This window comes from Skermanella aerolata KACC 11604, from assembly GCF_000936425.1.
Classification (GTDB): Bacteria; Pseudomonadota; Alphaproteobacteria; order Azospirillales; family Azospirillaceae; genus Skermanella; species Skermanella aerolata.
On sequence record NZ_AVFK01000015.1, the window covers coordinates 1 to 22,625 of the forward strand.

At 65.6% G+C, this 22,625-nt stretch carries 23 protein-coding genes; 17 read left to right on the forward strand and 6 right to left on the reverse strand.

The window, feature by feature from the left end; genetic code table 11:
* The 5 genes from N826_RS41755 to scpB form a co-directional block, all read left to right on the forward strand.
* Nucleotides 1-420, forward strand: a 420-nt coding sequence (locus N826_RS41755; protein WP_044431419.1) for an SPOR domain-containing protein, incomplete at its 5' end; no start/stop codon positions are given.
* Complete coding sequence (nagZ, locus tag N826_RS18325) at nucleotides 407-1,462, forward strand: beta-N-acetylhexosaminidase (RefSeq protein ID WP_044431219.1); 1,056 nt, start codon at nucleotides 407-409, stop codon at nucleotides 1,460-1,462. The genes N826_RS41755 and nagZ, both read left to right, overlap by 14 nt.
* Complete coding sequence (locus N826_RS18330) at nucleotides 1,459-2,148, forward strand: site-2 protease family protein (protein ID WP_044431220.1); 690 nt, start codon at nucleotides 1,459-1,461, stop codon at nucleotides 2,146-2,148. The genes nagZ and N826_RS18330 overlap by 4 nt, the downstream gene beginning before the upstream one ends.
* 6 nt (nucleotides 2,149-2,154) lie before the next feature.
* Nucleotides 2,155-2,922: a segregation and condensation protein A gene (locus tag N826_RS18335; protein WP_044431222.1), complete on the forward strand. Its 768-nt coding sequence runs from the start codon at nucleotides 2,155-2,157 to the stop codon at nucleotides 2,920-2,922.
* Nucleotides 2,919-3,500 (forward strand): SMC-Scp complex subunit ScpB, encoded by a 582-nt coding sequence (gene scpB / locus N826_RS18340; protein ID WP_044431225.1) that lies wholly within the window; start codon nucleotides 2,919-2,921, stop codon nucleotides 3,498-3,500. Before N826_RS18335 ends, scpB begins: the two co-directional genes overlap by 4 nt.
* Before the next feature lies 1 nt (nucleotide 3,501).
* Here the strand turns inward: scpB and N826_RS18345 are convergent, their stop codons facing one another.
* The 3 genes from N826_RS18345 to ptsP all read right to left on the reverse strand — a co-directional run bounded on the left by N826_RS18345 (nucleotide 3,502) and on the right by ptsP (nucleotide 8,914).
* Nucleotides 3,502-5,394 (reverse strand): PTS fructose-like transporter subunit IIB, encoded by a 1,893-nt coding sequence (locus N826_RS18345; protein WP_044431226.1) that lies wholly within the window; start codon nucleotides 5,392-5,394, stop codon nucleotides 3,502-3,504.
* A 65-nt stretch (nucleotides 5,395-5,459) separates the two neighbouring features.
* Nucleotides 5,460-6,404 (reverse strand): 1-phosphofructokinase, encoded by a 945-nt coding sequence (gene pfkB / locus N826_RS18350; RefSeq protein ID WP_044431228.1) that lies wholly within the window; start codon nucleotides 6,402-6,404, stop codon nucleotides 5,460-5,462.
* Nucleotides 6,404-8,914 (reverse strand): phosphoenolpyruvate--protein phosphotransferase, encoded by a 2,511-nt coding sequence (gene ptsP / locus N826_RS18355; protein ID WP_247870468.1) that lies wholly within the window; start codon nucleotides 8,912-8,914, stop codon nucleotides 6,404-6,406. The genes pfkB and ptsP overlap by 1 nt, the downstream gene beginning before the upstream one ends.
* A 160-nt stretch (nucleotides 8,915-9,074) precedes the next feature.
* On the opposite strand from ptsP, the gene N826_RS18360 reads away from it, so the two are divergent.
* From N826_RS18360 to N826_RS18405, 10 genes are all read left to right on the forward strand, one after another.
* The gene (locus N826_RS18360) at nucleotides 9,075-9,776 is read left to right on the forward strand and encodes a DUF1194 domain-containing protein (protein ID WP_044431421.1); all 702 of its coding nucleotides are present in this window, start codon (nucleotides 9,075-9,077) and stop codon (nucleotides 9,774-9,776) included.
* A gap of 85 nt (nucleotides 9,777-9,861) precedes the next feature.
* Entirely contained in the window at nucleotides 9,862-11,175 is a 1,314-nt protein-coding gene (locus N826_RS18365; protein WP_044431232.1) for a hypothetical protein, read from the forward strand.
* 76 nt (nucleotides 11,176-11,251) lie between these two features.
* Complete coding sequence (locus tag N826_RS45970) at nucleotides 11,252-12,529, forward strand: ABC transporter ATP-binding protein (RefSeq protein WP_084720874.1); 1,278 nt, start codon at nucleotides 11,252-11,254, stop codon at nucleotides 12,527-12,529.
* Between the two features lie 128 nt (nucleotides 12,530-12,657).
* Nucleotides 12,658-12,942 carry a twin-arginine translocase TatA/TatE family subunit gene (gene tatA, locus N826_RS18375; RefSeq protein ID WP_044431234.1) on the forward strand — a complete coding sequence of 95 codons (285 nt, stop codon included), beginning with the start codon at nucleotides 12,658-12,660 and terminating at the stop codon, nucleotides 12,940-12,942.
* 75 nt (nucleotides 12,943-13,017) lie between these two features.
* A complete protein-coding gene (tatB, locus tag N826_RS18380; protein ID WP_044431235.1) occupies nucleotides 13,018-13,557 on the forward strand; it encodes a Sec-independent protein translocase protein TatB in 540 nt (179 codons plus the stop codon).
* Entirely contained in the window at nucleotides 13,554-14,381 is an 828-nt protein-coding gene (gene tatC, locus N826_RS18385) for a twin-arginine translocase subunit TatC (protein ID WP_308518055.1), read from the forward strand. The genes tatB and tatC overlap by 4 nt, the downstream gene beginning before the upstream one ends.
* 95 nt (nucleotides 14,382-14,476) lie before the next feature.
* Nucleotides 14,477-15,751: a serine--tRNA ligase gene (serS, locus tag N826_RS18390; protein ID WP_044431237.1), complete on the forward strand. Its 1,275-nt coding sequence runs from the start codon at nucleotides 14,477-14,479 to the stop codon at nucleotides 15,749-15,751.
* Entirely contained in the window at nucleotides 15,744-16,526 is a 783-nt protein-coding gene (gene surE, locus N826_RS18395) for a 5'/3'-nucleotidase SurE (protein WP_044431238.1), read from the forward strand. Before serS ends, surE begins: the two co-directional genes overlap by 8 nt.
* A gap of 29 nt (nucleotides 16,527-16,555) precedes the next feature.
* Nucleotides 16,556-17,188 carry a protein-L-isoaspartate(D-aspartate) O-methyltransferase gene (locus N826_RS18400; RefSeq protein ID WP_373866616.1) on the forward strand — a complete coding sequence of 211 codons (633 nt, stop codon included), beginning with the start codon at nucleotides 16,556-16,558 and terminating at the stop codon, nucleotides 17,186-17,188.
* Nucleotides 17,185-18,603 carry a peptidoglycan DD-metalloendopeptidase family protein gene (locus tag N826_RS18405; RefSeq protein ID WP_044431240.1) on the forward strand — a complete coding sequence of 473 codons (1,419 nt, stop codon included), beginning with the start codon at nucleotides 17,185-17,187 and terminating at the stop codon, nucleotides 18,601-18,603. Before N826_RS18400 ends, N826_RS18405 begins: the two co-directional genes overlap by 4 nt.
* Here N826_RS18405 and N826_RS18410 read toward each other — a convergent pair.
* The gene (locus tag N826_RS18410) at nucleotides 18,560-19,435 is read right to left on the reverse strand and encodes an ATP-binding protein (protein WP_044431241.1); all 876 of its coding nucleotides are present in this window, start codon (nucleotides 19,433-19,435) and stop codon (nucleotides 18,560-18,562) included. The two genes, N826_RS18405 and N826_RS18410, sit on opposite strands and share 44 nt — an antisense overlap.
* A gap of 226 nt (nucleotides 19,436-19,661) precedes the next feature.
* Between N826_RS18410 and yajC the strand changes: the two genes are divergently transcribed.
* On the forward strand, nucleotides 19,662-20,111 hold the full coding sequence (gene yajC / locus N826_RS18415; RefSeq protein ID WP_044431242.1) for a preprotein translocase subunit YajC: 450 nt from the start codon (nucleotides 19,662-19,664) through the stop codon (nucleotides 20,109-20,111).
* Nucleotides 20,112-20,180: 69 nt separating this feature from the next.
* The gene (locus N826_RS18420) at nucleotides 20,181-20,555 is read left to right on the forward strand and encodes an Mth938-like domain-containing protein (RefSeq protein ID WP_044431243.1); all 375 of its coding nucleotides are present in this window, start codon (nucleotides 20,181-20,183) and stop codon (nucleotides 20,553-20,555) included.
* Between the two features lie 74 nt (nucleotides 20,556-20,629).
* Here the strand turns inward: N826_RS18420 and N826_RS18425 are convergent, their stop codons facing one another.
* A complete protein-coding gene (locus N826_RS18425; RefSeq protein ID WP_044431244.1) occupies nucleotides 20,630-21,232 on the reverse strand; it encodes a superoxide dismutase in 603 nt (200 codons plus the stop codon).
* 66 nt (nucleotides 21,233-21,298) lie between these two features.
* The gene (hpnE, locus tag N826_RS18430; protein WP_044431245.1) at nucleotides 21,299-22,624 is read right to left on the reverse strand and encodes a hydroxysqualene dehydroxylase HpnE; all 1,326 of its coding nucleotides are present in this window, start codon (nucleotides 22,622-22,624) and stop codon (nucleotides 21,299-21,301) included.
* Nucleotide 22,625 lies beyond the last annotated feature (1 nt).

Here is a 22,625-nt window from a genome sequence, read left to right on the forward strand (position 1 = left end):
GCTCCGGCCCCGCCCCCTGCCGCTCCACCGCCCGCTGTGGCGGCCCGCCCAACGCCTCCGCCGCCGCAAGCCGCGCCTGCGGCCCCGCCACGCTCGCTGACGCCGCCTCCGGCACCAGCACAGACGGCGGCCTTGCCGCCACCGCCGGCTCCACCGGCTGCATCGTCCGGTGGCGGAAACTTCCGCCTTCAGATCGCGTCCGTGAAGTCCGAGGACGCCGCACGAGCGGAGTTCCAGCGGTTGCAGAAACGCTACCCGGAGGCCCTGGGCGGGTTGGGTGTCGCTTACGTCCGGGTCGATCTCGGCGACAAGGGCATCTATTATCGCGTCCAGGCAGGGCCGGTGGACGAAGCACGCGCGACCTCCATCTGCTCCTCTCTCAAGTCACAGAGCGTCGGGTGCATTCTTGTCCGTCAGTAGTAAGGCTTCCACCGCGAAGCTTCCCGCCGCGATCGTTTACGGCTGCGCCGGTACCACCCTGTCCCCGGAAGAGCGCGAGTTCTTCCGGGCGTCGAATCCCTTCGGTTTCATCCTATTCCGCCGGAACTGCCAGACCCCCGATCAGGTCAGGACGCTCGTCGCCGACCTGCGGGCATCGGTCGGGCGCTCCGACGCTCCGGTGCTGATCGACCAGGAAGGCGGACGCGTCGCCCGGATGCGCCCGCCGGAATGGCCGTCCTTCCCGCCGGCCCGCCGGATCGGCGATCTTGCCGCCGGCGACCCCGAAGCCGGAGCCGAGGCGGCATGGCTGACCGCGCGACTGATCGCGTCGATGCTTCACGATGCCGGCATCACCGTCGACTGCGCACCGGTCTGCGACGTTCCGGTCGACGGCTCCCATGACGTGATCGGCGACCGTGCCTATTCCGACGATCCGGAACTGGTGGCGAGCCTCGCGCGGATTTCCTGCACAGGGTTCCTGGACGGCGGCGTCCTGCCGGTCATCAAGCATCTGCCTGGGCATGGCCGGGCACTGTGCGACAGCCATCTGGAGCAACCGAGGGTCGAGGCGGGCAGGGCCGAACTGGCGCGGACCGACTTCCTGCCGTTCGAAGTCGTCGCCGACATGCCGCTCGGCATGGTCGCCCATGTCGTCTACCAGGAACTCGACCCGGTCCATCCCGCCAGCACCTCGGCGGTCGTCATCCAGTCGGTCATCCGCGACCAGCTCGGATTCGACGGGCTGCTGTTCTGCGACGACCTGTCGATGGAAGCGCTGGCCGGCACCGTGGCGGAACGCGCGGTCGCCGTGCTGGAGGCCGGCTGCGACGTGGTCCTTCACTGCAACGGCAAGCTTGACGAGATGCAGGCGCTGGCGCCGATCGTGCCGCCGCTGACGGACGCCGCCGCCGCCCGCTGGGTGCATGCGCTGACGTTCCTGAAACCGCCGGGCAAGGGAGATCCGGAACGCATGCGGGAGCGGCTGGACGCCTTGCTAGAGGGATCGGACATCATCGCATGATGACCTCGATCGAACAGTTCCTGTTCGACGCCTCCGTCTGGGTGGTCCCCGTCATCATGGCGATCACGTTCCACGAGGCGGCACACGGCTTCGCCGCTTGGAAGCTGGGCGACGACACGGCGAAAAGACTTGGGCGGGTGACCTTCAACCCGTTGCGCCATGTCGATCCCATCGGCACGGTGATCCTACCGGCGGTGATGTATTTCACCACGTCGTTCATGTTCGGCTGGGCAAAGCCGGTGCCGGTCAACTTCAACCGGCTGCGCAACCCGCGCTACGGGATGGTGCTGGTGGCGCTGGCCGGACCCGTGATCAATATCGTTCTGGCGTTCTTCGCCGCCTGGACGCTGCGCTGGATCGATTTCTTGCCGGAAACCGCGTTGCTTTGGGTCCAGCAGAGCTTGGTGATCGCGGTACAGATCAACGTCATCCTGGCGGTGTTCAACATGATCCCGCTGCCGCCGCTGGACGGCGGCAGGGTGGCGGTCGGCCTGCTGCCGCGCCAGCTCGCGATGCCGCTGGCCCGGCTCGAGAACTACGGCCTGTTCATCCTGATGGGCGTGCTGTTCATCCTGCCGTTGATCGGCCAGCAGATCGGCATGAACCTGAGCGTGCTGCCTTGGCTGCTCGGCCCGCCGGTCGAGTACGTCATCCGCCTGCTCGGCTTCGCGACCGGTCACGGCTGACCTTCGATGACTACGGAAAAGTCGAACGGCGAAACTGCCGAGGGCCAGCTTGTCCTCGATCTCGACGGCTACGAGGGGCCGATCGACGTCCTGCTGACGCTGGCGCGCGATCAGAAGGTCGATCTGACGCGGATCTCCATCCTTCAGCTTGCCAACCAGTACTTAGCCTTCGTCGCGGAAGCGCGGCGCATCAGGCTGGAATTGGCCGCCGATTATCTCGTGATGGCCGCGTGGCTGGCATACCTGAAGTCCCGCCTGCTACTGCCCGAGCAGGACGAGGAGGAGCCGAGCGGGGAGGATCTGGCGCAGGCCCTGGCTTTCCAGCTTCAGCGGCTCGAGGCCATGCAGGAAGTCGGGGCCAAGCTCGTCGACCGTCCGCGCCTTGGCCGCGACGTCTTCGCGCGCGGAGCGCCTGAGGGCATCCAGGTCATTTCGCGGTCGATCTTCGACCTGTCGCTCTACGATCTCCTGAAGGCCTATACCGAGCACAAGCGCAAGGAAGAGTACGGCACGTGGCGCATTCAGCCAACCGAACTGTACTCGATGGAGGACGCGCTCCAGCACCTCTCCGAAATGCTGGGCCGGTTGCCGGATTGGACCTCCCTTGCAAGCTTCGTCCCCGGCGCCGCCGGTGACTCGCTGCTCAGCCGCTCGGCCCTCGCGGCGCATTTCGTGGCCAGCCTCGAACTGACCAAGGCAGGCAAGCTGGAACTCAGGCAGGAAGGCGTCTTTTCGCCCATCTATCTTCGCCGCGTCAGGTCGCAGCAGTCATGAACCCCGAACTCCGCCTGCTCGAAGCGCTGATCTTCGCTTCGGCCGAACCGCTGGACGAACGCACCCTGGCGGATCGCCTGGGGAACGGTGTCGACATCGTCCGGCTGTTGGCCGAGCTGAAGCAGGACTACGCTGGACGCGGTATCGACCTTGTCAGCACGGCGGGCCGCTGGTCGTTCCGCACGGCCCCCGACCTGGCGGAGAAGCTGCGCGTCGATGCCGAGGTGCAGCGGAAGCTGTCGCGGGCCACGGTCGAGACCCTGGCGATCATCGCCTATCACCAGCCCGTGACCCGCGCCGAGATCGAAAGCATACGCGGCGTCGCCACCAGCAAGGGCACGCTGGATATCCTGATGGAAGCGGGCTGGGTCCGGCCGGGCAAGCGCCGGGAGACGCCGGGCCGGCCGCTGACTTGGATCACGACGGACGGCTTCCTCGACCATTTCGGCCTGGAAAGCCTGCGTGACCTCCCCAACCTCGAAGACCTGAAGGCGTCCGGCCTGCTCGATTCGCGGCCGGTGCTGACCTCTATCCAGGGCGGAGCGGGGGGAGCGGCGGCGTCGGAGGAGGAGGGCTGAGTCAGGAAGCTCCCGCTTCCAATGCAGTCTCGGCCGCCACCGGCCGCTTCATGACGATCACCAGTACCGTCGTCACGAGCGTTCCCGCCGCGATCGCCAGGGCATAGAGGCCGACATTGGTGACGGCGTTGGGGATGCCCAGGACGAAGACGCCGCCGTGCGGCGCGCGAAGCATGCAGCCGAACAGCATGGACAGGCCACCGGCCACGGCCGATCCGGCGATGCCGGGCGGGATCACCCGCAGAGGGTCCTTGGCGGCGAAGGGGATGGCGCCCTCCGTGATGAACGACAGGCCGAGGACGGCGGCCGCCTTGCCGGCGTCGCGCTCATCCCGGGTGAAGCGGTTCTTCGCGATCACCGTCGCAAGGGCCAGCCCGAGCGGCGGGGTCATCCCCGCGGCCATCACGGCCGCCATCGGCAGGTAGGCCTCCGACGCAAGCAGTCCCACTGCGAAGGTATAGGCCGACTTGTTGACCGGACCGCCCATATCAACCGCCATCATTCCACCCAGCAGCAGCCCAAGCAGCACCGCATTGGCCGAGGTCATGCCGCTGAGCCAACCGGTCAGGGCCGACAGGACGGCTGCGATCGGCGTCCCGACCACGTAGATCATCAGCAAGCCGACCGCCACGCTGGCGAGCAGCGGGATGATGAGCACGGGCTTCAGCCCTTCCAGGTTCTGCGGCAGCCTGATCCAGTTTCGGAGGTAGAGGGCGATGTATCCGGCCAGGAAGCCCGAAGCAAGACCGCCCAGGAAACCGGCGCCGATCTGGTTGGCCAGCATGCCGCCGATCAGGCCGGGAGCCAGCCCCGGCCGGTCGGCGATGGAGAAGGCGATGAAGCCGGAGAGCACGGGGACCATCAGTGCGAAGGCGGACTGACCGCCGATCTGCATCAGCGCCGCGGCCAGCGACCCCGGTTCCTTCGCGGCGTCGATGCCGAACATGAAGGACAGGGCTATGGCCAGTCCGCCGGCCACGACGACCGGGATCGTGTACGACACGCCGGTCATCAGATGCTTGTACGGTCCCGTTCTCTGTGCCGAGCGCTCGGCCTTCAACCGTTCGACCTCGCCAGCCAGGTTCCTGCCCGTTCCCGGTTCGGCGGCAGCGCCGGCATCGAGAGCCGACGCTTCGTCGAAGGCGGCCGCGACGACCTGCTTTCCGCCCTTGAGTGCTTTGCCGGTGGAGGTCGAGTAGATCCGCTTGTGGCGGAACCGGTCGAGCGCCACGTTGGTATCCGCGGCGATGATGACGATGTCGGCGGCATCGATCTCCGCGGGGGTCAGAGTATTGCCAGAGCCGACCGATCCCTGGGTTTCCACCCTAATCTCGTGCCCCAGCGCTCGGGCTGCCTTGGTCAGCGCTTCGGCCGCCATGAAGGTATGGGCGATGCCGGTCGGGCAGGAGGTGACAGCGACGATCCGTTTCGCCGCAGGTGCCGCCGCCGGAAGCGTCGGCTCCGAAGGCAAGGCGGCCGGCGCTGCGGGAGCCGGCGCCTGGACTGCCGCCACTCTCCGTTCTTCACGCGGCGGCAAGCTGTCCGGCTGAACGGACCGGCGCGGCGCCAGTTCCGCGACCGGTCCTATGCCCTTGTCGCCGACCGCGTCGCGCAGAAGCTTTGCCGTGTGGCGGATCGCTTCGCCCGGAGTGGCGCGGTGGATCGTCTTGCCCCGGAAGCGGCCCTGGTCGTCGGGCTGATCGGTCGCCAGGATCACCACGTCGGCGTTGCGGATCTCGCCCTCCGACAGCAGGTCGGATGTGCCGGACGGTCCTCGCCGTTCGACCCGGATATCATAGCCCAGCATGTCGGCGGTCGCTTCCAGCGCCTCGGCCGCCATGGCCGTATGTGCGGCGGAGGTCATCGACCCCGTCACTGCGACGACTTTCTTCATGGTTCACTCAACTCCCGGACGGCGGCAGGAATGGGTTCGGCAGGGATAGTTTGGCAGGGGCGGTCTCAGCGGGCGATGACCCGGACATCGATCTCGCTCATCGATTGTTCCACGCTCTCCGGCGGCGGAAGATGCGGACCGACCGTCGCCAGCGTGCCGAGCGAAAACGCGCTCGCCAGCCGGGCGCAGCCTTCGAGGTCCAGGCCGCGCAGCTTCCCCAAGACGAAGCCGGCGACCATCGCGTCTCCCGCTCCGACGGTGCTGCGTACGACCACGGCCGGTGGGCGTGTCGCGATCCGCTCCGCCCCTTCCGCGAAGATGGCACCGTCAGGACCCAGGGATACGGCAATGCAGCCGATCCCCCGGTCGATCAAGTCCTGAACGGCTGCGAGGATGGCGGCTTCATCGGGCAGCGTGCGGCCCGTCAGCTCCTCCAGTTCCTCCAGGTTGGGCTTGACCGCATAGGGAAGCGCCTCCACCCCGTTGGCGAATGCCGGACCGCTGGCGTCGAGTACGACCCGCTTGCCGCGTCGGCGCAGGCCGGCGACCAGATCGGCATAGACGGTGTCGGGGGTGCCGGCCGGCGTGCTGCCCGACAGGACGAACCAGTCATGGTTCGCCGCTAGCCGGTCAATCACGGTTTGCAGACTGGCGAGGTTTTCCGGAGAGAAGGGAAGGCCCGGCAGGTTGATATCGGTGATCCGCTTGTTCGGCTGGTCCAGGATCTTGACGTTCGCCCGGGTCCTGCCCGGCACCGTCACGAAGTGGTCGTCGATGCCCTTGGCCGCGAAGAAGCTCCGGAAGATCTCCGTATTGCCGGCCCCCAGGAATCCGGTGACGCTGACCGGGCTGCCGAAATCCGCCAGGAAAGCCGCGACGTTGACGCCCTTGCCGCCGGGGTCCGCCTGCTCCCATTCCACCCGGTTGACTTGTCCTACCGCGAAGTTTGGTATCGAGATGGTCTGGTCGATGGCGGGGTTCAGCGTCACCGTGGCTACGCGGACCGGCATCAGGCAACCTCCGCCGTCAGGGCGCGGACCTCGTCCGCGGCTTCGCACATCAGTGCGCGTCTCGCCAGATCCTTGGCGTCCTCGTACGCCATGTCGCGGATCTGCGCCTTCAATCCGGGAATGTTGGGTATGCCGACGCTCAGTTCGTCGACGTCCAGGCCGATCAGGATGGCGGCGGCGGCGGGATCGGCGGCTAGGTTGCCGCATACCCCGACCCATTTGCCCTCACCATGGGCCGCTCGGACGGTCTGGTCGACCATCCGCAGCACGGCAGGATGCAGGCCGTCGGCATCCTTGGCAAGCGCGGGGTTTCCCCGGTCCATCGCCAGCGTGTACTGCGTCAGGTCGTTGGTCCCGATCGAAAAGAAATCGACCTCCCGCGCCAGCATGTCGGCCAGCACGGCGGAGGACGGCACCTCGACCATGATGCCGACATCGATCTCCGGCGCATCCAGTTCAACGCGGATCTCCTCGACCAGCCGGCGTGCCCGGCGGAACTCGTGGACCGACGTGATCATCGGGAACATGATCTTGATTTCGCCGTGGGATGCCGCCCGCAGGATCGCCCTGAGCTGACTGCGGAACAGGTCCGGCATCGCAAATGATAGCCGTATTCCGCGCTGGCCGAGGAACGGGTTGTCCTCGTGCGCCATGGAGATATAGGGCAGCGGCTTGTCGCCGCCGGCATCCAGCGTGCGGACGATCAGCGGCAGCCCGCCGAGGGCTTCCGCCATGGACTTGTAGGCTTCGAACTGCTCGTCCTCCCCGGGAGGGTCGGTCCGGTCCTGGAACAGGAACTCGGTGCGCAGCAGCCCGACCGCTTCGCCGCCGGCCTCCACTGTACGGCCAGCTTCCGGAACCGCGCCGATATTGGCCGCCACCTCGACCCGGTGGCCATCGACGGTGATGGCGGGACGGTAGGCTGCCTCCACCACGGCTGCCCGGCGGGAGCCGGCGACGCCCTGGGCCTGCTGTGCCGAGTCCAGCCGTTCGGGGTTCGGATCGGGCAGGACCGTGCCCGTCGAGCCGTCGAGCACCGCCGTCATACCCGTGGCCAGTTCCAGCACCCCACGGCCGCATCCGACCACCGCCGGTATGTCGAGCGAGCGGGCAAGGATCGCGGTGTGGGAGTTCGGGCCGCCGAGCGCCGTGCAGATGCCCTTGACCAGATCCGGGTTGAGGGAGGCCGTATCCGACGGGCTGAGGTCTTCGGCCACCAGGATGATCTGATGGTCGGGCAAGGGGGCCATTCCCTCGTTGGTGCGGACCAGCAGGCGCATGACCCGCGCCCCGACATCGCGCAGGTCGTCCGCCCGCGCTGCCAGGAGGGGGTCGTTCAGGGCCGCCAGCTCGCCGGCCCTTTCCTCCACCGCCGCGCGCCACGCGAAAGCGGCGCTTTCCTCGCTGTGGTCGATCCGGAAGCGGGCGGCTTCGATCAGGTCGGGATCTTCCAGGAACTCCCGGTGGGCCAGGAAGATGCGGGCCTCCGCTTCGCCGGCGCGCTGGTTGATCGTCCGGTGAAGCTCCTCCAACTCGGCGCCGGCCCGGTCGATGGCATGGTCCAGGTCGGAGCGCTCCGCTTTAGAATCGACCGCATGCTGTTCGATGGCGGCCTGGGCTTCTTTCCGCAACTGGTGAATTGGCGCTATGGCGATGCCCGGCGCCGCGGCGATGCCCCGGATCAGTCCGGGTTCATCCGGTGCCTCGGGAGTCTCCGGTGCGGCCGGAGCGGTCTGGCCGGGCAAGGCGGAAACCTCGGCGACGGTGTCGGATGCGGGCGCTTCCTCGCCTAGTCCTTCTGCGACGGCGATCTGGAGAGACTCGAGCGCCTTGGCCGCATCGGGGCCGTCGGCGGTGATGGTGATGACCCCGCCGCGCTCCACGCCAAGCCGGAGCATCGATACCATGCTCTTGCCGTTTGCCGTCTTGCCGTCGTGGTACACCCGGATGTCGCTGCGGAACTGTTTGGCAAGCGCCACGAAGACCGAAGCCGGACGCGCATGCAGTCCAGTGCCGCCGATAACCTCCACATCCGCCCGGTAGCCGGCGCTCAGCATGGAGGCGGGAGGTTGGGCCTGGACCGCAGCCGGGACGGGCACGGTCTGCCGGGAAGGGTCGAGAGCCGCGACGATGTCCTCGACGCGGCGTGTCCGGGCTAGCCGCATCACGGTCGCCTCGTCTTCCAGGACGTCCGTCAGCTTTGCCAGTACGCCGATATGCTCATCCGACCGGGCGGCGATGCCCACGACCAAGTAGACGACCTCGCCGGGGTTCCACTCGACTCCGTGCGGCACCTGAAGCACGGAAAGGCCTGTTCGCTGGATCAATTGACGGTCCTGGGGAAGCCCGTGGGGGATCGCGATGCCATTGCCGAGATATGTCGCGGTCACCTGTTCCCGCTTCATCATGCTCTGTATGTAACCGGGGTGTATGTAGCCGCCTTCGACCAGAATGACTCCCGCCTGATGGATCGCGTCCGCCTTGTCCATGGCGTGTGCGGCAATACGCACATTCTCCGGTCCCAAACTGACCATACGGCTTTCCTTTTCGCCAATTGACTCAATCTATTTAATCCGATGGCACTTAAACCCGATGCCGGAGAAAGCGTTGCAAATCTGGGGCAATGGCGCAATCGCCAGGAAGAATGGCATCGGGTTTCGAAACCTGCTGATGTTCGCAACGCTCCTGCTGGCGCCTTCTCCTGGGGGCGTCGTCGCGGCCGACCTCCCGGTAGACCTGGAACTTGTTCTCGCGGTCGACGTCTCGGGGTCGATCGATACCGAGCATGCCCACCTCCAGCGCAGCGGGTATGCCCGCGCACTGACCGACCGGCGTGTGATCGACGCGATCCAGTCCGGCTCCTTCGGCCGTATCGCGCTGACCTATGTGGAATGGGCGGACGACAGCCTTCAGCGCACCGTGGTCGGCTGGCGGGTGATCGACGGTCCGTCCAGCGCCAAGGACTTCGCCAAGGAGCTCGGCGGCGCTCCGACCGTCACCGAGGCACGGACTTCGATCAGCGCCCTGATCGACTATTGCGTACCACTCTTCAACGAGAATGGGTTCGACGGTGCCCGCCACGTGATCGACGTGTCCGGCGATGGAGAGAACAACGTGGGCCGGTCGATAACGCTGGCGCGCGACGACGCCGTAAAGGCCGGCGTCACCATCAACGGTCTCCCGATCGTGAGGGAGGGGCTGCTGCCCTGGGCCGAGGACCGCGATCACCGACGCAACCTGGACGCCTATTACCGTGACAGCGTGATCGGCGGTCCCGGAGCCTTCGTGGTAGTGGTCAAGGACTACAACAATTTCGCCGACGCGATCATCTCCAAGCTGCTCAAGGAGATAGCGGAGCTTCCATCGCCCTGAGGCACATCCGGTCCGGCATCGTCGGAACAGGGGAGGGCATGCCGTGTTGCACTGCATCGGGTGAAACCACAGCAAGCCTTCCGCGATGGATATCCCAGCCAAAGGACGGATCGCGTTCGTCCTTATCTTCGCGGCCTTTTTCATTCCGGTGTGGGGCTATACAGCGACCGCCTCGGTCACGTGGATGCGGATGCTCGACCTCGACGGTTTCCGGTCGGCTGCCGACGTCGGATCCTATCTGCTGGAACTCCGCACCGGAATTCCACCCGTGCTCTCCGCGCTCGAACTGCTCTGGTGGGTTCGGTTCCGTGACCTGACGCTGTTCACCGAGATCCTCTATCCCATCACCATAGCGCTGGCCTTCACGCTGGCGGTGGCGTTGCAGTCCGCGCGGCCGATGCACCGCATCGTCCTTGTCGCGATGGGCGTCTTCTTGGCGAACCGGGGCGCCGAGGTTCATGCCGGCAACCCAGCCAACTACGACCCGCTGTTCGCGCTCCTGCTGCTCGGTTATTTCGTGCTGATCGACACCTGGCAGCGGAAACGCCATCCGGTCTGGCTGGCCGCGGCCGGCCTTTGCCTGTCGCTGCTGGAACTGACACGGCCTTTCATGATCTTCCTCCTGCCGCTTTTCCTGCTGGTGGACGGACACCGGATCTACCTGACTGCATCGCGCCGCCAAACCGCGCCGCTTCGGGTCGGCGGAATTCGGACCGCCCTGGCGGCTTTCCTGCTGCCGGTAGTCGTCCTGTCCGGAGGCTGGCATTTGCACCTGTACGCGGCGCACGATCGCCAGATCGCCTGGACCAACATATCGGGCTACAATCTCCAGCGTGCCTGGGAGGACTTCGATCCGGAGATCGGGGCGGTGCAGCACCTCGATCAGTTGCCGCGCAACGGCGAGCTTTGGGCGAACCTGAATACGACCGAAATCTACCGGAAGAGCGAAGACTTGAAGCGGATGATCGTCGGCAAGATCCTCGACGACCCGTCCGGCGCCGCAGTCCATGTGACGAACCGGCTGGCAACCTTCGTCAGTTCGCCGGTTGGGATGTACGGTCACGATCCCAAGGGCATCGATATCGAGATATACCGGAAACTGGTCTCCGCCCTGGTCCTTCTGCTGCCGATATATGTCGCGGTATCGGCGGTCTCGCTTCTTCGCCGCCGCCGGTGGCCGTGGCTCGATCCGCACTGGTGGCTGGCCGCATCCACCTTGTCGATCGCCCTGGTGGTGACTTTGGGCGAGCAGGGAGAAGAGGCGCGGTTCCTCTTCACCATCATGCCGATGCTCCTGGCCGTCGCCAGCTTCGCAGTCAGCGATGTGATCAGAGCGGTTCGCGCCGACACAGACCGCCCGGACTGCGACAAAGGTGCTCCGGCTTGCGACTGGTATTAAGAACCAATTGCAAATTATCCCCGACGTGACTTAATAGCCGCTTGTGAGCGCCCACCACGAGCAGCGACCGGGACCGATGGATCATTCCTACTTCGACGAACCCAGCCTCGCCCAACGCCCCTGGAGCCTTCGTACCGCCCTTCGGGAGCGCGCGGCGGCCCTGCTGGGGAGAGCACCGGTCCGTTCGGCGCCATCCACTCAGCGGTCGGCCAGACGCCAAGCGCATATCGACCCGAAAGCTTCGCTCGACGCTGCCGGCCCAGGGCACCGTAGCGCATCGGCCCCGTCCGAGGCCCTGACGCTCGACCATATCCGCCACCGCTATGCCGGCATGACCGCCGTCGACGACGTAAGCCTGAACATCGCCCATGGCGAGATCCTGTGTCTGGTCGGCCCCAGCGGCTGCGGCAAGTCCACGCTGCTGCGAATCGCCGCCGGCCTGGAGGCGCTTCAGCGCGGCACGGTCAGGATCAACGGGCAGGTCGTGGCCGACGATAGCGGATGCATCCCGCCGGAACGGCGCGGCGTCGGTCTGGTCTTCCAGGACTATGCCCTTTTCCCCCATCTGTCCGTGATCGACAATGTCCGATTCGGCTTGTCCGGCAGGCCTGCCGCCCATCAGCGCCGCCGGGCGATGGAAACGCTGGAGCAGGTCGGCATGGGCGGCTACGCCGATCATTTTCCCCATGCCCTGTCGGGCGGCCAGCAGCAGCGCGTCGCCCTGGCGCGTGCCCTGGCCCCAGATCCGGCGGTGCTGCTGCTCGACGAGCCGTTCTCCGGACTGGACGCCCGACTGCGCGAGCAGGTGCGGGACGAAACGCTGCATGTGCTGAAGCGGACCGGCGCCGCCACCATGCTGGTCACGCACGACCCGGAAGAGGCCATGTTCCTGGCCGACCGCATCGCCCTGATGCGCAATGGCAAGCTGGTCCAGCTCGGCAGCCCGGTCGATCTCTACAACCGTCCCGCCGACGGCTTCGCCGCCAGCTTCTTCGGGGAGGTCAACCGGATCGACGGCACCGTCCGCGGGGGCGCCGTCGATACGCCGGTCGGACGGGTCGCAACAGATCTTCCGGAAGGAAGTGCCGCACAGGTCATGATCAGGCCGGAGGCGCTCAGCCTCGCGCCGCTGGATAGTGCAGGGGGCGCCGCCGTTCCCAATATCGCCCGTGTCATGGCATCCCGGCTGCTGGGACGGACAAGCCTGGTCCACCTTTCGATTCCGGACGGGCGGAGCGGATGCCATCTGCACTCCCGGATGCCGGGGCAGTTCCTCCCCCAGGAGGAGACGCACGTGGCAATTACGCTGGATGCCCGTCAAGCCTTTGTATTCCCCGCCAAAGATCCGACATAAAGGCTCCTGAAACTGTTCGGCCCCGGGGGGCAGGTCTGTGTCTGCCCCCGTAGCGTTGCGGTTGGATTGGCTTTCTGCCAATATCCCGCCGCAACGCGCGCCCGTGAGCGGACTTTGGAGATTCCTCAATGAGTATCGGTATTTGGCAGGTCGTCCTTATCCTTCTGATCGTCCTGATCATCTTCGGAGCCGGTAAGCTGCCCAAGGTGATGGGCGACGTCGCCAAGGGTGTGAAAAGCTTTAAATCTGGGCTGAAGGACGACGAGGACGAAACGACGGCCGAGCCGCCGCGTGTCGTTCAGACCCATACGGCGCCGCCGGCATCGCCGGTTGCCACGCAGCCCGTTCCGACAGGTTCGCCGACCGTGGACCACACGACCACCGTGAAGAAGGACGAGACGGCGAAGACCTGATCCCCGTCAGCGCCGTGCAGATCACCGGCCTGGACATTCCAGGCGGCATCCACCGCAGTCCTTGGATGACCCATAATGCTTGATATTGGCTGGTCCGAAATTGCCGTCATCGTCGTCGTGGCGTTGATCGTCATAGGGCCGAAGGACCTGCCGAAGGTTTTGAAGACCATCGGTATCTGGGTTCGCAAAGCGCGTATGCTGACTCGCGACTTCCAGAACAGCGTGGACGAGATGATCCGCGAAGCCGACATGGACGATGTCCGGCGGCAGGCTACCGAATTGCGGAATATCAACATTGGCCGCGAGGTCGAAAAGACCATCGACCCGTCCGGATCTCTGCGTGACGCCTTCGACCCGAACATCACGTCGCGTCCGCGCGACGACGGACCGCCCAAGGACGTCGACGCGGAGGAAGAGGCGGACCGGCTGGCCCATGAGGGCACCAAAACTCCCGCCCAGCATGCCGCGACCGGATCGAACGGCGCCCAGTTGCCCGTTCCGGCAGCCGAACCGCAGTTGCCCGCGACCGCCACCGACTTGAAGATTCCCGAACCCGCACCGGCACATACACCTGCACCGGCCGAATCACCTGACAAACGGGCGTTACCATCGTGAGCGACGACGGCCTCGACGACAGCAAGATGCCGCTGCTCGATCACCTGATCGAGTTGCGCACCCGGCTGATGTACTCAATCCTGGCGATCTTCGCCGCTTTCCTGGTCTGTTACTATTTCAGCCCGCAGATCTACGCCTTCCTGGTCCGCCCGCTTGCCAACCTGCTCGGCAACGAAGGCCGCAGGATGATCTACACGGGCTTGACGGAAGCGTTCTTCACCTATGTCAAGGTGGCGTTCTGGGCCGGTACGTTCCTGTCGTTCCCGATCATCGCGACCCAGCTCTGGATGTTCGTGGCGCCGGGCCTGTACAAGCACGAACGCAATGCCTTCCTGCCGTTCCTGATCGCGACGCCGATCCTGTTCTTCTTGGGCGGCGCCCTGGTCTACTACGCGATCTTCCCGCTCGCCTGGCAGTTCTTCCTCAGCTTCGAGCAGTTGACCCCCGGCCCCGAAGGGCTGCCGATCCAGTTCGAAGCCCGCGTCGGCGAGTATCTGTCGCTGGTCATGACGCTGATCTTCGCCTTCGGCATCGCCTTCCAGTTGCCGGTGCTGCTGACGCTGCTGATCCGCGCGGGGATCATCTCGTCCGCCGATCTGGCGGCCAAGCGCAAATACGCGATCGTCGGGATCCTGGTCGCGGCGGCCATCATGACTCCGCCCGACGTCATCAGTCAGATCGGCCTCGCCATACCGCTTTACATGCTCTACGAAGTCTCGATCCAGATCGGCCGCGTGATGGAGAAGCAACGTGCCAAGCGTGAGGCGGAACAGGAAGCGGCCGACCGGGCTGAGTCCGATCGGTCACAGGGTGCGGCGGAATAACCACAGCCTGTAACTGCCGGTCCTGCTCCCCTGGACCGGAGACGCGAGGAGCTTTATAAACGGACTTCCCGTAACGTCTCCGATCCAGTGGTCCTATGCACGACTTACGCCTGATTCGCGATAACCCCGAGGCTTTCGACCGTGGTCTGGCGAGGCGCGGGGTATCGCCCATGGCGGGCGAAATCCTCGAACTCGACACGCGCCGCCGTGCTGCCCAGACGACCTTGCAGGAACTCCAGGCCCGCCGTAACGAGGCATCCAAGGAGATCGGCAAGGCCAAGCGGGAAGGCCGCGACGCCGACGCCCTGATGGCGGAAGTCGCCGGGCTGAAGGACCGCATGCAGGAGACGGAGGACGAAGAGCGCGCGGTAGGTGCGACGCTCGAAGGCTATCTCGTCAGCTTGCCCAATCTCCCTGCCGACGACGTTCCCGATGGTCCGGACGAAACCGCCAACGTGGAACTCCGCCGCGTCGGCGAACCGCCCAGGATCGACAAGGCGCTGGAGCATTTCGATCTCGGCGAGAAGCTCGGGATGATGGACTTCACCGCCGGCACCAAGCTGTCCGGTGCCCGGTTCACCGTGCTGCGCGGCAAGCTGGCCCGGCTGGAGCGGGCGCTAGGCCAATTCATGCTGGACCTGCACGTCAACGAGCACGGCTTCACCGAAGTCATGCCGCCGTTCCTGGTCCGCGACGAAGCGGCATTCGGCACCGGCCAGTTGCCGAAATTCTCCGAGGATCTGTTCAAGACCAATACCGGTCACTGGCTGATCCCGACCGCGGAAGTACCGCTGACCAACCTCGTCGCCGACCGCATCCTCGACCTGGAGGACCTGCCGCTTCGCATGACCGCGCTGACGCCTTGCTTCCGTTCGGAAGCGGGTGCGGCGGGCAAGGATACCCGCGGCATGATCCGCCAGCACCAGTTCTGGAAAGTCGAGATGGTCAGCGTGACCGGCCCGGACCAGTCGCAGGCGGAGCACGAGCGTATGACGGAATGCGCCGAGACTGTTCTGAAGCGGCTAGGCCTTCCGTTCCGGACCATCGTTCTGTGTACCGGAGACATGGGTTTCTCGGCCCGCAAGACCTACGACATCGAGGTCTGGTTGCCGGGGCAGAACACCTACCGGGAGATTTCCAGCGTCTCCAACTGCGGCGACTTCCAGGCCCGCCGGATGAAGGCGCGCTGCCGGCCCCGTGGCGAAAAGAACACACAGTTCGTCCATACGCTAAACGGCTCGGGTGTCGCCGTCGGACGCTGCCTGATCGCGATCATGGAAAACTTTCAGCAACCTGATGGGTCCATAATCGTGCCGGAGGCTCTACGGCCTTACATGGGTGGTCTCGACAGGATTTCTCTGGATGCTTAAAGCTCCCCTGGACGTATCGAAGGCGCGAATCCTGCTGTCGAACGACGATGGAATCCACGCTCCGGGGTTGGAAGTGCTGGAGAAGATCGCCCGGACTCTGTCGGACGACGTCTGGGTGGTGGCGCCGGAGACGGAACAGTCCGGGGCTAGCCATTCGCTGACGCTCCATCGGCCGCTGCGGATGCGGCAGATGGGTGAACGCCGGTTCGCGGTGGATGGCACCCCGACCGACTGCGTGCTTCTCGCGATCAACCATATCTTGAAAGACCGCAAGCCCGACCTCGTGCTTTCCGGCGTCAACCATGGCAGCAACCTGGGCGAGGACGTGACTTATTCCGGCACCATCGCCGCCGCGATGGAAGCCACCCTGCTCGGCGTTCCGGCCATCGCGATGAGCCAGCATCTCGACCCTGCCCAGCCGGCGCTGTGGCAGACGGCGCTGCACTGGGGGCCGGAAGTCGTCCGCAAGGCGGTTTCCGTCGGCTGGCCGCGCAATGTCCTGATGAACGTCAACTTTCCCAGCGTGGAGCCGGATCAGGCACAGGGCATCCACGTCGTCCGTCACGGCCAGCGCAAGGTCGGCGACGACCTGATCGAGCGGACCGACCCGCGCGGCCGGTCCTATTTCTGGATCGGCACCCTGCGGGGCGAGGCCGACACCCTGCCGGATACCGATATCGGCGTGGTGCTGGAAAAGGGGATAGCCGTGACCCCGCTGTTCCTCGACCTGACCCATACCCCAACGCTGGAGACCCTGCGGACGGTGTTCGCTTGACCATCGACGCGCGCAAGATCCGCCTCATCATGCAGCTCCGGCGGTCCGGAGTGACCGATACGGCCGTGCTGGCCGTGATCGAGCGGCTTCCGCGCGAACTGTTCGTCCCGCGCTCTTTCCTCGACCAAGCCTACGAGGACATGGCCCTGCCGATCGGCTCCGGCCAGACGATCAGCCAGCCGCTGGTTGTCGCGATGATGACCCAGGCGCTCGGACTTCACGACCGTCAGAAGGTGCTGGAGATCGGCACGGGCTCTGGATATCAGGCGGCCGTGCTGTCCAGGCTGGTCCGTCGCGTCTATACAATCGAGCGCCATCGTGCGCTGCTGCACGAGGCCGAAGGCCGCTTCGCCCAGCTCGGCTTCCACAACATCACGACTCGGGCGGGGGACGGCACCAAGGGGTGGCCGGAACAAGCGCCCTTCGACCGCATCCTGGTCACGGCGGCGGCTGACGGCGACATCCCGAAGACCTTGACCGACCAGCTCGCCCTGGGAGGAGTCATGGTCGCTCCCCTGGGGAATGACCGGCGCGATCAGCGTGTTTATCGAATACGCCGTACCGAAACCGGTCTGGAAAGGGAAGAACTGTGGCCCGTCCGATTCGTTCCTCTGCTACCCGAGCCGGTCGTGGTTCCGGTAGCTCGGGCGCGCTCATTATGAAACCCAAGGCCACGGTCGGCCGGTGCGCGCTGCTGGTACTGGCAGTGGCGGCGGCGACGTCGTGCACCCGCACCAACGCGCCGGCTCCGGTTTCCGTCTACACCGAGCAGCCGACTCCGTCGGCTCCGGGCATGATCACCGTCGGGCGCGGCGATACCGTCTATGAGCTGGCGAAGCGCTACAACGTCCCAATGCGGGAAGTGATCGAACTGAACCGGCTGGCGCCGCCTTACGGGCTGACGGTCGGACAGCGCCTGAAACTTCCGACCGCGCGATTCTACACGGTGCAGCGTGGCGACACGATGTACGGCATCTCGCGGATGTATCAGGTCGGCATGAGCGAGCTGGCGCGCACCAACGGGCTTCAGGAGCCTTATGCAATTCGGGTCGGTCAGCAGCTTCAGCTTCCCGGCGCGAACTTGCCCGACACGCAGCTGGCCGAGAACTCCAAGGCGGCTTTGCCAGCCCATCCGGCCGCCGGGAGGCCGGCGGTGATTGCCGAAGCCTTGCCTGGATTGGCGCAACCGCAGTCGCAGTCATCACCGTCCGCTGCTCCGCAGACAGCCGCTTCAGCTCCGACCCAGCCGAACCCGTCGATCCCGGCTTACCAGCCCCGTCCCGGCTTTGGGATGGTACAGTCCGGACCTCCGCCCACGCCGGCCCCGGTCTATGAGCCGGCGCCGGTTCCATCCGCCGCACCTGTCGAAGCCGCGCGTGCGCCGCAGCCATCCGCTCCGCCGCCCGTCAGTCCTTCGGCCAGCAGCCAAGTGGCCGCACTGCCGCAACCTCCGGTCAGCACCCCGCCGGTTCCGCATCCCATTCCAAAAGTTCCGCCGCGTCCGGCCCCGGCCACCCAAGCAACACAAGCTGCACCTGCACCGGTCCCTGCTGCAGCGCCGGTTCCCGTACCCACTCCTCCTCCGCCTGCTTCGGCGGAAGTGGCTGCCGCGAAGCCTCCCGTGATCGAAGCTCCTGAGCCACGCAGCGGCAGCCGTTTTCAATGGCCGGTTCGCGGGGCGATCCTGTCCGATTACGGTCCGAAGCCCGGCGGCTTGCACAACGACGGCATCAACATCAGCGCCTCGCGCGGTGCATCCGTCGTGGCGGCCGATAACGGTGTCGTCGCCTATGCGGGCAATGAGTTGCGCGGCTTCGGCAACCTGCTCCTGATCCGGCACGCCGACGGCTGGATGACGGCCTATGCCCATCTGGACGACATGCTGGTGGAGCGCGGCGCCAAGGTCTCGCGCGGGCAGAAGATCGGCACCGTAGGCAGCACCGGCAACGTCTCCTCCCCGCAGCTCCATTTCGAGGTCCGCCGGGGCAATCGCGCGATCGATCCGCGCGATCACCTCGGTTCGGGGAAGCGCGTCAGTCGAGACGCTTCCCAAGACGGCCGGCCAAGTCCTGGATGAATTGCCATGCGACGCGGCCCGACCGGCTGCCGCGCGTCATTGACCACTCGATCGCTTCGGCCCTCAACTGCGCCTGCGGGATATCGAGTCCGAAGCGGGCGGCATAGCCCTCGATCATCGCGAAGAAAATCTGCTGGTCGCAATTATGGAACCCAAGCCATAGGCCGAAGCGGTCGGACAGCGACACCTTCTCCTCGACCGATTCGTGGGGATTGATCGCGGTCGAGCGTTCGTTCTCGATCATGTCGCGGGACATCAGGTGCCGCCGGTTCGATGTGGCGTAAAAGACGACGTTGTCCGGACGTCCCTCGATCCCGCCGTCCAGCACCGCCTTCAGCGATTTATAGGCGGCATCGTCGTTGTCGAACGACAGGTCGTCGCAGAACAGAACGAAGCGACGGGTGGTCGTCCGCAGCAGGTTCAGCAACTCCGGCAACGACGGGATGTCTTCGCGGTGGATTTCCACCAGCACCAGCACGCCGGGCAGCTTCGCCGCCACCTCCGCATGGATCGCCTTGACTAGCGAACTCTTGCCCATGCCGCGGGCGCCCCACAGCAGGGCATTGTTCGCCGGCAGGCCTTCGGCAAAGCGCCGGGTATTCTCCAGCAGGGTGTCGCGCTGCTGAACAACGCCCTGAAGCAGCGGCAAGTCGACCCTGTTGACGTTCGGCACCGGGATCAGCCGGCTCCCCTCGGCATGCCAAGTGAAGGCGTCGGCCGCTGCGAAGTCCGGAACCGGAGCCGGCGGCGGCGCCAGACGGTCCAGCGCATCGGCGATTCTGGCGAGCAGGATGGGGAGAGATTGATCGGTATTGTCGGAAGCTGTTTGCACGGACCGGGAACCTGACTACATATGCGGTAGAAGCGGAACCCGGTCATCAGCGAGATCGGGCCGCACGGGCCGTAGACCCTAGCATAGCTCGGGCGCAGCACAAGACGGGCGTAGGGCTCCGGCGGACCACCGGCCAGCCGTTCGATTGTGCCGGTTTCGATTGCAACACCGGCGCGGGCCGTTATAGTCCCGCGGTCCGCTAAGAACAAAGTGAGAGGAGCACCGGATGTTCGTATCAACGGCCTACGCGCAGGCCGCGGACGGTGCGGGGGGAGCGGCAGGTCTGATGTCGTTTCTGCCGCTTGTCCTGATCTTCGTCGTCTTCTATTTCCTGCTGATCCGTCCGCAGCAAAAGAAGCTCAAAGAACACAAGGGCATGCTCGAGGCATTGCGCCGTGGTGACCGCGTCGTCACCGGCGGCGGCATCATCGGCACGATCGTGAAGATCAACGCCGATGACGAACTTGTGGTCGAGATCGCCGAAGGCGTCCGGGTCCGCGTGCTCCGCTCCACCATCAATCTGGTGCTGGCGAAGACCGAGCCCGCCAAGGGCGGCCGGACGGTGACGACGGCGGACGACAAGGACGCTCCGGCAACCGACGCCGTGGTCGATCCGGCGCAGGACAATGCCGCAGCGCCCTCGCGCGGCATCGGCAAGATGTTCGGCCGCAAGTAGTGACAGTCGGGCAGGGGCGGCCGGTCTTCCGGACGTTCCTGCCAGCTCTGATCTAATTCGAAGGCTATCATGGACGTAACGCCGCTGATCCCCGCCGACAGGCAGGTGATCGACTCCTACGGCCCAGGTATCTTCCGGGTCAGCGGGACTTTATACGAAGGCCCGCTCCTGGTATTCCCCGACCGGACGCAGTCGTGGAAGGCCAATACCTTCACTGAACTGACCCTCCAGAGCTTCGACTTCGTCCGCGCCGCCGAACCGGCGGTGGAGATCCTACTGCTCGGTTCCGGCCCCAAGATGGGACTGCTGCCCTCGAAACTCCGCCGTGAATTGCGGGAGGCCGGCATCGTGGTCGACGTGATGGCAACAGGCGCCGCATGCCGGACCTACAACGTCCTGCTGTCGGAAGAACGCCGCGTCGCCGCGGCGCTGCTTCCCGTCTGAGCGCAGGCGCGCCGCTGATTGCTCGATAAAAAAGGGGTCCCGAAGGACCCCTTTTTCCATGGCCGGAGGACCGGTCAGGAAGCCTTGCTGTACAGCTCGGCTACGTATTCCCAGTTCACCATGTTCTCCAGGAACGCCTTCAGGTAGTCCGGACGGCGGTTCTGGTAGTCCAGGTAATAGGAGTGCTCCCACACGTCGACGCCCAGGATCGGGGTCTGGTTGTGGACGAGGGGGTTTTCGCCGTTGGGGGTCTTAGTGACCTTCAGCTTGCCGCCGTCGACCACCAGCCAGGCCCAGCCACTGCCGAACTGCGTGATGCCGGCCTGGGTAAAGGCCTCCTTGAACTGATCGACGCCGCCCAGATCTTCCTTGATCTTGGCTTCCAGTTCGCCCGGGATTGCCCCGCCGCCATTCTTGCGCATGACCTGCCAGAACAGGATGTGGTTCCAGTGCTGGCCCGCGTTGTTGAAGATGGTCTGCTTGGAAGCGTCGCCGTAGGTGGCCTTGACGATCTCCTCAAGCGACTTGTCCGCCAGCGGAGTGTCCTTGGTCAGGTTGTTCAGGGCCGTCACATAGGCCTGATGGTGCTTGTCATGGTGGAACTGCAACGTCTGCTCGGACATGTACGGATTGAGAGCATCGTACGCATACGGCAGGGGGGGAAGTTCGAAGGCCATCGGTTCCTCGCTTTTGTTATCGGTACAGGCGCCGCGACAGAAAATGCGCGACACTCCGGCGTGAGGCTACGCCTGTTGAGATATGTCGAGCGAGCTTCGTTGTGAAGCCCGCATCTCATCCCGGCTCGGCGTTTCGGCCGATCCTGATAATAACAGCAAATCCGCCGCCTTGTTTCCTGATCTAATCGCACCTTCTATCGTGGCGGGAAGGCCGGTGGCCGTCCAGTCGCCTGCCAGATGGAGGTTCCTGAACGCCGTCCGCGCCTCCGGACGCTTCTCCGATTCGGCTGGAGTCTGGCGGAAGGTGGCGCGTTTCTCCTTGATGATCCGGGCGGGCGGCATCGGGCCGGGCAGGCCGCAGGTCCGTGCCACGTCGCGCCAGATCAGGTTGGCCAGATCGTCGGCACTCCAGTCGATCAGCCGGTCGGCAGCGCTGACGGTCACCGAAATTACGTCGTCGCGGGCGAACAGCCATTCGGCCGTTCCGCCGACGAGCCCCAGGAACATCTGCCCGCCGGGCAGCACCGCCGGGCGGTCCAGGCGGTAATGGGCATTGAGAATCGCCGTGCTGTCGCCGGGGACGGGAAGGCCGGGAAGCAGTTCGGAAGCGGCCACCGGGGGGAGGGCCAGCACCACGTCGTCATCATGTCCTACATCCACCGTCTCTCCGGCGAACTCCAGTGCGGTGACGCGGGCGTTCTGAACCCGCAATTCCCGCAGGCGCGCCTTCAGGCGGATCGTTCCTCCGTGCTCCTCCACGAAGCGGACCGATGGATCGACGAAGGTGTCGGACAGGCCGCGCGCCGCGATGAAGGGCCGGCAGGCGGCGCCGCCCTTCATGAAGGTCTCCGCGACGACCGCTCCCATCAGCCGCGCGGAACCCAGAGCGGGATCGATGTTGAGTGCCGCCACCGCCAGCGGTTCCCACAGGCGCTTGTAGAGCACGGAGCGTGTATCCAGGCACTCCGCCACCGTGGCGCCGGGACGTGTCCGCAGCAGCTTCAGCAGCCCGAGATAATCGCGCCATCCCGTACCGGGTACCCGCCGCGACGGCACCAGCATCCACCAAGGGACAGGGCCGAGGTTGGGCCGCAGGGTCCAGCTTTCGCCGGTCGACAGATCCATGAAGGGGAAGGCGACCGGGTCTGCTCCGATCAGCCTGTCCCTGGCACCGATCCGGTCGAGCAGACCGAATACGTCGGTGTTGCCGCCCAGCAGCAGGTGATTGCCGTTGTCGATCGGGCGGTCCAGAACGGCGTCGTGGAGCGACCGGCAGCGGCCGCCGGCCTGCCCGGCCGATTCGTAAACGACGACCCGGCGGCCGGCATCCGCCAGCCGGACGGCGGCGGCCAGACCGGCCATGCCGGCGCCGACGATATGAACCGTTCTCATG

Excerpts from the sequence above, each read along its gene's own strand:
- N826_RS18330 (WP_044431220.1), top strand. The coding sequence starts at position 1,459 with ATGATGACCTCGATCGAACAGTTCCTGTTCGACGCCTCCGTCTGGGTG.
- N826_RS18335 (WP_044431222.1), top strand. The coding sequence starts at position 2,155 with ATGACTACGGAAAAGTCGAACGGCGAAACTGCCGAGGGCCAGCTTGTC.
- scpB (WP_044431225.1), top strand. The coding sequence starts at position 2,919 with ATGAACCCCGAACTCCGCCTGCTCGAAGCGCTGATCTTCGCTTCGGCC.
- N826_RS18345 (WP_044431226.1), bottom strand. The coding sequence starts at position 5,394 with ATGAAGAAAGTCGTCGCAGTGACGGGGTCGATGACCTCCGCCGCACAT.
- pfkB (WP_044431228.1), bottom strand. The coding sequence starts at position 6,404 with ATGCCGGTCCGCGTAGCCACGGTGACGCTGAACCCCGCCATCGACCAG.
- N826_RS18360 (WP_044431421.1), top strand. The coding sequence starts at position 9,075 with ATGTTCGCAACGCTCCTGCTGGCGCCTTCTCCTGGGGGCGTCGTCGCG.
- N826_RS18365 (WP_044431232.1), top strand. The coding sequence starts at position 9,862 with ATGGATATCCCAGCCAAAGGACGGATCGCGTTCGTCCTTATCTTCGCG.
- N826_RS45970 (WP_084720874.1), top strand. The coding sequence starts at position 11,252 with ATGGATCATTCCTACTTCGACGAACCCAGCCTCGCCCAACGCCCCTGG.
- tatA (WP_044431234.1), top strand. The coding sequence starts at position 12,658 with ATGAGTATCGGTATTTGGCAGGTCGTCCTTATCCTTCTGATCGTCCTG.
- tatB (WP_044431235.1), top strand. The coding sequence starts at position 13,018 with ATGCTTGATATTGGCTGGTCCGAAATTGCCGTCATCGTCGTCGTGGCG.
- serS (WP_044431237.1), top strand. The coding sequence starts at position 14,477 with ATGCACGACTTACGCCTGATTCGCGATAACCCCGAGGCTTTCGACCGT.
- surE (WP_044431238.1), top strand. The coding sequence starts at position 15,744 with ATGCTTAAAGCTCCCCTGGACGTATCGAAGGCGCGAATCCTGCTGTCG.
- N826_RS18400 (WP_373866616.1), top strand. The coding sequence starts at position 16,556 with ATGCAGCTCCGGCGGTCCGGAGTGACCGATACGGCCGTGCTGGCCGTG.
- N826_RS18405 (WP_044431240.1), top strand. The coding sequence starts at position 17,185 with ATGAAACCCAAGGCCACGGTCGGCCGGTGCGCGCTGCTGGTACTGGCA.
- yajC (WP_044431242.1), top strand. The coding sequence starts at position 19,662 with ATGTTCGTATCAACGGCCTACGCGCAGGCCGCGGACGGTGCGGGGGGA.
- N826_RS18420 (WP_044431243.1), top strand. The coding sequence starts at position 20,181 with ATGGACGTAACGCCGCTGATCCCCGCCGACAGGCAGGTGATCGACTCC.
- N826_RS18425 (WP_044431244.1), bottom strand. The coding sequence starts at position 21,232 with ATGGCCTTCGAACTTCCCCCCCTGCCGTATGCGTACGATGCTCTCAAT.
- hpnE (WP_044431245.1), bottom strand. The coding sequence starts at position 22,624 with ATGAGAACGGTTCATATCGTCGGCGCCGGCATGGCCGGTCTGGCCGCC.